This is a genomic window from Aquabacterium sp. A08 (assembly GCF_011742065.1).
In genome coordinates this window covers 1-409 of the sequence record NZ_JAAQQT010000084.1, presented here as the reverse complement: position 1 = coordinate 409, position 409 = coordinate 1, and the positions used below count along the sequence as shown (strand labels likewise).

The following is a 409-nucleotide window of genomic DNA, read 5'->3' as shown; positions in this document are numbered from 1 at the left end:
TGCGGCCGCGCCTACTCGCCGCGCTTCCTGTGGATGTGGCCCAACGCGCGCATCAGTGTCATGGGTGGCGAGCAGGCCGCCAGCGTGCTGGCCACCGTCAAGCGCGACGGCATCGAAGCCAAGGGCGCCAGTTGGAGCATGGAGGAGGAGGAGGCCTTCAAGGCGCCGATTCGCCGCCAGTACGAAGAGCAGGGCCACCCCTACTACGCCACCGCCCGCCTGTGGGACGACGGTGTGATCGACCCGGCCGACACGCGCCGTGTGCTGGCGCTGGGGCTGAGCGCGAGCTTGAACGCCCCCACCCCGGACACCAAGTTCGGCGTGTTCCGCATGTGAGGGGCCGGACATGAGCAACCTGACCGTGACCGTGCAGGCGCACCGCGCCACCGTGACCCTGACCCGCGCCGAG

The 409-nt window shown here is 70.2% G+C and carries 1 protein-coding gene; it reads left to right on the top strand.

Annotated elements, in window-relative coordinates:
• Positions 1–336: carboxyl transferase domain-containing protein (locus HA630_RS00485; RefSeq protein WP_305792594.1), on the top strand; the 336-nt coding region annotated here is incomplete at its 5' end.
• Positions 337–409 lie beyond the last annotated feature (73 nt).